We start from the raw sequence: 7,404 nt of genomic DNA, 5'->3' as shown, positions 1-7,404 counted from the left end.
GCCATCAGCAACGGCAAGTATGGCTGGCTTAGACAAGAAGACCTCCCGTAAATAACGCATGAAAGGGCGATCGCAGGTTGTAAAAAAGCGGAGTGACGTATGGACACGTCACCCCGCTTCTTCACTGAATTATTCTGCGCGCTTTTAGTGGACACACTAAAGCTGTAGCTTACAGAAAAAGGCTTTTTTGGTCCACCGCTAAAGAGCCTAAAAGGCCGGAGAATGCGACAGGACGTCGGCAAGCGGAGAAAAACCAGCGCAAACAGGGCGTTTGCGCCGGGTTCAGCGATGAATCAGCGCAGATCGAGCACGTCTTGCATGTCGTATAAACCTGGTTCACGACCGTCCAGCCACAGCGCTGCACGCACCGCGCCCTTGGCGAACGTCATGCGGCTCGACGCCTTGTGCGTGATCTCCAGACGCTCACCTTCGCAGGCGAACAGCACGGTGTGATCACCCACCACATCACCACCACGCACGGTGGCAAAACCGATGGTTTCACGCTCGCGAGCACCGGTATGACCTTCGCGACCGTAGACCGCAACTTTCTGCAAATCACGATCCAGCGCACTGGCGATCACTTCACCCATGCGCAGGGCCGTACCCGACGGCGCATCGATCTTGTGACGGTGATGGGCTTCGATGATTTCGATGTCCGCTTCATCGCCCAGTACGCGCGCTGCCATATCCAGCAGCTTCAGCGACAGATTGACGCCGACACTGAAATTGGCCGCGAATACGATCGGAATGTCCTTGCCCGCCTCGACCAGCAACTGCTTCTGCGCCGTGTCCAGCCCGGTGGTGCCGATAACCATGGCCTTGCCAGCCTTGCGGCAGAAGGCGAGGTTTTTCAGCATCACTTCCGGCAAGGTGAAGTCGATCAGTACGTCGAACTCTTCAGCAACCGCCTCGATATGCCCGGACAGCGGCACGCCGATGCGACCCAGCGAGGCCAGCTCACCGGCATCGACGCCGATCAGCGTGCTGCCAGGACGAACCACGGCAGCGGTCAACCCGGTCAGCGGCGCGCGCTGCTGCACGGCCTCGACCAGAATTTTGCCCATGCGCCCAGCAGCGCCCATCACAGCTATACGTCGCATGCCGACTCCTTACAGATCGCCGAAGAAGCGCTTCACACCGTCGAACCAACCGGTGGTTTTCGGCGAATGACTGTTGTCGTCCGCCAGCGAGCTGCGGAACTCTTCCAGCAATTCACGCTGACGACGGTTCAGGTTGACCGGCGTCTCGACCGCAACGCGGCACATCAAGTCGCCCGCACCACCGCCACGCACCGGCGCCACGCCTTTACCGCGGACACGGAACTGCTTGCCGGTCTGCGTGCCTTCAGGGATTTTCAGTTTGACGCGACCGTCGAGGGTCGGGATTTCCAGCTCGCCGCCCAGCGCCGCGTCGACGAAGCTGATCGGCACTTCGCAGAACAGATGCTTGCCGTCACGCTGGAAGATGTCGTGCTCGCGGACATTGATGACCACATACAGGTCGCCAGTCGGACCGCCTTGCGTACCCGCTTCGCCCTCGCCAGACAGACGAATGCGGTCGCCGGTATCGACGCCAGCCGGCACTTTGACCGACAGGGTTTTGTACTCTTCGACGCGACCGTCACCGTGGCAGGAATCGCACGGATCGGAAATGATCTTGCCTTGGCCATGGCAGCGCGGGCAGGTTTGCTGCACCGAGAAGAAGCCTTGTTGCATGCGCACCTGACCAATGCCGCCGCAGGTTGGGCAAGTCGACGGCGACGAGCCTTTCTTCGCGCCAGAGCCATCGCACGGTTTGCAGTTGACCAATGTCGGAACGCGGATATTCACGGTCGTGCCGCGCACCGCTTCTTCCAGATTCAGTTCCAGGGTGTAGCGCAAATCGCTGCCACGCTGAGCACCGCCACGGGAACCGCCGCGACCGCCACCGAAGAAATCACTGAAGACATCACCAAAGATGTCCGAGAAGTTCTGGCCGCCAAAACCGGCACCGCCGCCACCCATGCTCGGGTCGACGCCGGCATGACCGTACTGGTCGTACGCTGCGCGCTTGCTGGAATCAGACAGCACTTCATAGGCCTCATTGGCCTCTTTGAACAGTTCTTCCGACGCTTTGTCATCGGGATTACGGTCCGGGTGGTGCTTCATCGCCAGACGACGGTAAGCCTTTTTCAGGTCCGCATCGCTTGAGCCACGCTCAACACCCAACACTTCGTAATAGTCACGCTTTGCCATAAGTCTTCTGCACTCTTGAGGACGTTCGGCAAACCCCTCCTGAGGATGGCCAAACTCGTTGAGCCCCAATACAGGCCCGGACCCAACTCACGTCAATTCAACGATCCTGGTCTTCGTTTCTTGCGGTACTTTCGGCGTGAAAAGCAGGAGCATCTTCAGCCATACCGCCAGCATCCGAACGTTGTCGCATGCTGTAAAAATTCGCGTATTCCAGATACGCCAACGCGGGAGCTAGCTCCCGCGCGGCGACATCCTACCAGTCACTGCCTGAAGGCAGTCAACCGGCCGACCAACAACTTACTTGTGGTCTTTGACTTCTTCGAACTCTGCATCGACAACGTCGTCAGCCTTCTCAGCCGATTCGCCTTGCGGGGCTGCGCCATCAGCTGGCTGAGCCTGTTCGGCGTACATCTTCTGAGCAACCGGAGCGGAGACTTTCGACAGCTCTTCAACCTTCGCTTCGATAGCGGCCTTGTCGTCGCCTTTGACAGCGGCTTCCAGAGCAACCACAGCAGCTTCGATCGCAGTCTTCTCTTCAGCGGTGACCTTGTCGCCCGCGTCGGAGATCATTTTGCGCGTCGAGTGAACCAGTGCGTCGCCCTGGTTACGGGCAGCGGCCAGTTCTTCGAACTTGCGGTCTTCCTCAGCGTTGGCTTCGGCGTCACGCACCATGCGCTCGATTTCTTCATCGGACAGACCGGAGTTGGCCTTGATCACGATCGACTGAGTCTTGCCGGTGGCCTTGTCTTTCGCACCAACGTGCAGGATGCCGTTAGCATCGATGTCGAAGGTCACTTCGATCTGCGGCACACCACGTGGAGCAGGTGGAATGTCGGCCAGGTCGAACTTGCCCAGGGACTTGTTCTGAGTGGCTTGCTTACGCTCGCCCTGCAGCACGTGAATGGTCACAGCGCCCTGGTTGTCGTCGGCAGTCGAGAACACTTGCGATTTCTTGGTAGGAATCGTGGTGTTTTTCTCGATCAGCGCGGTCATCACGCCACCCATGGTTTCGATACCCAGGGTCAGCGGGCTGACGTCGAGCAGCAGAACGTCTTTCACGTCACCGGCCAGAACAGCGCCCTGAATCGCAGCACCCATGGCAACAGCTTCGTCCGGGTTAACGTCTTTACGCGCCTCTTTACCGAAGAAATCAGTAACCAGCTTCTGTACCAGCGGCATACGGGTCTGACCACCGACCAGAATCACGTCGTTGATCGCGCCAACATCCAGACCGGCGTCTTTCATGGCGATGCGGCAAGGTTCGATGGTGCGCTGAACCAGGTCTTCAACCAGTGCTTCGAGCTTGGCACGCGAGATCTTCACGTTCAGGTGCTTAGGACCGGTTGCGTCTGCAGTGATGTACGGCAGGTTGACGTCGGTCGACTGAGCGGACGACAGCTCGATCTTGGCTTTCTCAGCGGCTTCTTTCAGGCGCTGCATGGCCAGCGGGTCACCTTTGAGGTTCATGCCGCTTTCTTTCTTGAATTCGTCGACGAGGTAGTCGATCAGACGAATGTCAAAGTCTTCACCGCCGAGGAACGTGTCACCGTTGGTCGCCAGTACTTCGAACTGATGCTCGCCATCAACTTCAGCGATCTCGATCACGGAAACGTCGAACGTACCGCCACCCAGGTCATAAACGATCACGGTGTGATCGCCCTTGGCCTTGTCCATACCGTAAGCCAGAGCAGCTGCGGTTGGTTCGTTGATGATACGTTTTACGTCCAGACCGGCGATGCGGCCGGCGTCTTTGGTCGCCTGACGCTGGCTGTCGTTGAAGTAGGCCGGAACGGTGATCACCGCTTCGGTCACTGGCTCGCCGAGGTAGTCTTCGGCGGTCTTCTTCATTTTTTTCAGAATTTCAGCCGAGATTTGTGGCGGTGCCATTTTCTGGCCGTTCACTTCTACCCAGGCGTCGTTGTTGTCAGCCTTGACGATCTTGTAAGGGACCATCTGGATGTCTTTCTGCACAACTTCTTCGTCAAAACGACGACCGATCAGACGCTTTACTGCGTACAGAGTGTTGTGCGGGTTGGTCACGGCCTGACGCTTGGCCGACTGACCTACGAGGATTTCGCCATCGTTGGCGTAAGCGATGATCGACGGCGTGGTACGCGCGCCTTCAGCGTTTTCGATAACTTTTGCTTTGCCGTTTTCCAGCACGGAGACGCAGGAGTTGGTGGTCCCCAGGTCGATACCGATAATTTTGCCCATGTTAACTCTCCCGAAACTTTTGATTTTGTTGCCGCAGCAGTGGTGGCTAACTGCGGTAATACTTAAACGCTTGACTTCTAAATGGGGGCCTTGCGGCTAATTTCAAGCCTTCTCGTCAATCGAAGGCGAAATTGGCGCAGGCGCCTTGCTGACCACAACCATGGCCGGGCGCAACAGGCGACCGTTGAGCTGGTAGCCCTTCTGAAACACCTTCAGAACACTGTTCGGTTCTACGTCGGCGCTTTCCTGCATGGCCATCGCCTGGTGGTGAACGGCGTTGAACGGTTCGCCATGCGGATCGATCGCTTCAAGCTGATAACGCTTGAGGGTGTCATGGAACATTTTCAGCGTCAGCTCGATGCCTTCGCGCATCGGACGGATGCTTTCATCGTCCGGGTTCGACAGCTCAAGGCCGCGCTCCAGGCTGTCGACGATCGGCAGCAGGTCGCTGGCAAATTTTTCCAGGGCAAACTTGTGCGCCTTTTCGACGTCCTGCTCGGCCCGACGACGGACATTCTGCAGATCGGCAGCTACACGCAGAGACTGATCCTGCGCGGCGGCCAATTGCTCTTCGAGCACTTGTACACGGGTCGCCAGGTCATCACCCGAACCTTCGGGCGCCTGATTGGCTTCTGGGTTTTGCGTATCTACTGTCTGTTCGTCAGCCATAGAATTCTCCTTTCAATTTCGTCCGCGAGCCTGACTCGCGCTTCTGCCCCGATATATGGGGCCGCAAAATCAGGCTTCAAGGGTCTTCAAGCATTAACCCTACAAAAAAGTGCCGCATTCTCATTCCCCGATGCACTAAGAACATTTTCAGTTCAAGCAAATCGAGCTAAGGGCAGGCATTGTCAGCCAGAAACAAAACACTGTATAAATAACCAGACCTAAAGCCTGAGAGCGGCCGTTATGCTGGTGCACCTGTCCGTACACAACTACGCCATCGTTGAACATCTCGATCTCGAACTTGATCGCGGGATGAGCGTGATCACAGGGGAAACCGGCGCCGGCAAGTCGATCATGCTCGACGCGTTGGGCCTGACGCTCGGCGATCGCGCCGACAGCGGCGTGGTTCGCCCCGGCGCTGACAAGGCCGACATTCTCGCGACTTTCGATCTGGTCGACATTCCCGAAGCCAGCGCCTGGCTGGCCGAGCGCGATCTGGACATCGACGGGCCGTGCATCCTGCGCCGCGTCATTACCAGCGAAGGTCGTTCGCGCGGCTATATCAACGGCACACCCTGCCCGCTTGGCGATCTGAAAGCACTCGGCGAATTGTTGATAGATATCCACAGCCAGCACGAACACCAGTCCCTGCTGAAAACCGATACCCATCGGCGCTTGCTGGATGAATACGCCGGTGCCACCGATCTGGCGCGCCAGGTGCACCTCGCCGCCCAGCGCTGGCGCCAGACCCGCCAGGAGCTGGAGCGCCTCTCCAATTCCGGCGACGAACAACGCGCGCGCCATCAACTGCTCAGCTACCAGCTCGAAGAGCTGGAAAACCTCGGCCTCGGCGATAACGAGCTTGAGCAGTTGGAGCAGGAACACAAAAACCTGACCAACGCTGAGACCTTGCTGGGCATTTGCCGGCAAGTGGTCGAGCAATGCAGTGAAAGCGATTCCGGCAATGTCTTGAACGCTCTGACCGCGAGCCTCAATCGCCTGTCGAGCGTGAATAACTCGGTTGGCGCACTGGGTGAGGCCAGCAGCCTGCTGACCAGCGCGCAGATTCAGGTCGAAGAGGCCGTCGGCGAACTCAATCGTTTCCTCGATAACTTCGATGCCGATCCGGCGCGTCTGCAGTATCTGGAAGAGCGCCTCGACGCTATCTATACCCTGGCGCGCAAACACCGGATTCAACCGACAGAAGTCGCAGAAATGCAGCAAAAGTTGCTGGATGAAATCGAAACCCTCAACGCAAATGACGAATCCATTGAGCGCTTGGGTGAAGAGCTGGCCTCCTATGCCCGGCACTATCAAGAAAAGGCTCGGGAACTGAGCGATCTGCGCCACCAGGCTGCTGGCAGTCTCGCCAGCGCGGTTGAACAGGAGATTCAGCGACTGGGCATGCCTGGCGGTCGATTCACTATCGAATTGAAGGCCAACAGTAGCGACGAGTTGCTGCCCAATGGACTGGAGCAGGTCGAGTTGCTCGTCAGCGCTAACCCGGGCCAGCCTCTAAAGGCGCTCGCGAAAGTCGCTTCCGGCGGTGAACTGTCGCGGATCAGCCTGGCGATTCAGGTGATTACCGCGCAGACGTCCCGCGTTCCAACGCTGGTTTTTGACGAAGTCGACGTTGGTATCGGTGGCCCGACCGCTGAAATTGTCGGCCAATTGTTGCGTCGACTCGGTGAGCGCGGACAAGTATTGACGGTGACGCACTTGCCGCAAGTCGCGGCGCAAGGCCATCAGCATCTGTTTGTGCACAAGGTGCGCGGCGAACAGGCTACGCACACTGCCGTATCCAAACTGAGCAAGAACGATCGCATAGAAGAAGTTGCGCGGATGCTTGGTGGTATCGATCTGACCAAGGAATCACTCGCCCACGCGAAGAAGATGGTCATTACCGCGAAGGTTTGAAAACGACAGAAAGCACGAAGGCGACCCTGGGGTCGCCTTCGTTCGTTTCGCGAATCTGAAATTCGCGCGACATGCTTACTTTTTCTTGCGGATGTACAGCACCAGGTTGTGATCCACCAACTCGACACCGTGCTCCTCGGCAATTGCCTTCTGGAGTTTTTCGATTTCCGGGCTGACGAATTCGACAACCTCACCGGTCTCCACATCGACCATATGGTCGTGGTGACCGCCATCAGCCAGCTCGAAGACCGCGTGGCCGCCGTCGAAGTTGTGACGGACCACGAGGCCAGCCGCTTCGAACTGGGTCAGAACACGGTAAACCGTGGCCAGACCGACGTCCTCGCCAGCTTCCATCAACGCCTTGTAGACGTCC

Annotated in this window: 6 protein-coding genes; 1 reads left to right on the top strand and 5 read right to left on the bottom strand. The window is 57.9% G+C overall.

Translation table 11 applies throughout. The features are described from left to right. Positions 1 to 293: 293 nt before the first annotated feature. The 4 genes from dapB to grpE all read right to left on the bottom strand — a co-directional run bounded on the left by dapB (position 294) and on the right by grpE (position 5,117). Positions 294 to 1,100: a 4-hydroxy-tetrahydrodipicolinate reductase gene (gene dapB / locus ACIPIZ_RS28995; RefSeq protein WP_122662408.1), complete on the bottom strand. Its 807-nt coding sequence runs from the start codon at positions 1,098 to 1,100 to the stop codon at positions 294 to 296. 9 nt (positions 1,101 to 1,109) lie between these two features. Next, positions 1,110 to 2,234 carry a molecular chaperone DnaJ gene (gene dnaJ, locus ACIPIZ_RS28990; RefSeq protein WP_003221522.1) on the bottom strand — a complete coding sequence of 375 codons (1,125 nt, stop codon included), beginning with the start codon at positions 2,232 to 2,234 and terminating at the stop codon, positions 1,110 to 1,112. A 297-nt stretch (positions 2,235 to 2,531) separates the two neighbouring features. Beyond that, entirely contained in the window at positions 2,532 to 4,448 is a 1,917-nt protein-coding gene (gene dnaK, locus ACIPIZ_RS28985; protein WP_008088314.1) for a molecular chaperone DnaK, read from the bottom strand. A 102-nt stretch (positions 4,449 to 4,550) separates the two neighbouring features. Further along, positions 4,551 to 5,117: a nucleotide exchange factor GrpE gene (grpE, locus tag ACIPIZ_RS28980; protein ID WP_064387876.1), complete on the bottom strand. Its 567-nt coding sequence runs from the start codon at positions 5,115 to 5,117 to the stop codon at positions 4,551 to 4,553. A 240-nt stretch (positions 5,118 to 5,357) separates the two neighbouring features. Here grpE and recN point away from each other — a divergent pair, with 240 nt between their 5' ends. Next, positions 5,358 to 7,031, top strand: coding sequence for a DNA repair protein RecN (gene recN, locus ACIPIZ_RS28975; protein ID WP_122853478.1), 1,674 nt, complete (start codon positions 5,358 to 5,360; stop codon positions 7,029 to 7,031). 75 nt (positions 7,032 to 7,106) lie between these two features. On the opposite strand, the gene ACIPIZ_RS28970 is transcribed toward recN, so the two are convergent. Beyond that, on the bottom strand, positions 7,107 to 7,404 hold a 298-nt coding region (locus ACIPIZ_RS28970; protein WP_401168921.1), incomplete at its 5' end, for a transcriptional repressor.

It is taken from the genome of Pseudomonas sp. NPDC087690 (assembly GCF_044743175.1).
Classification (GTDB): Bacteria; Pseudomonadota; Gammaproteobacteria; order Pseudomonadales; family Pseudomonadaceae; genus Aquipseudomonas.
Note: the sequence above shows the minus strand (reverse complement) of the source record. Positions and strands in the feature narration are given on the sequence as shown.

What these genes read in the sequence shown, in the direction of transcription:
- dapB (WP_122662408.1), bottom strand. Translation starts at nt 1,100, where the DNA reads ATGCGACGTATAGCTGTGATGGGCGCTGCTGGGCGCATGGGCAAAATT.
- dnaJ (WP_003221522.1), bottom strand. Translation starts at nt 2,234, where the DNA reads ATGGCAAAGCGTGACTATTACGAAGTGTTGGGTGTTGAGCGTGGCTCA.
- dnaK (WP_008088314.1), bottom strand. Translation starts at nt 4,448, where the DNA reads ATGGGCAAAATTATCGGTATCGACCTGGGGACCACCAACTCCTGCGTC.
- grpE (WP_064387876.1), bottom strand. Translation starts at nt 5,117, where the DNA reads ATGGCTGACGAACAGACAGTAGATACGCAAAACCCAGAAGCCAATCAG.
- recN (WP_122853478.1), top strand. Translation starts at nt 5,358, where the DNA reads ATGCTGGTGCACCTGTCCGTACACAACTACGCCATCGTTGAACATCTC.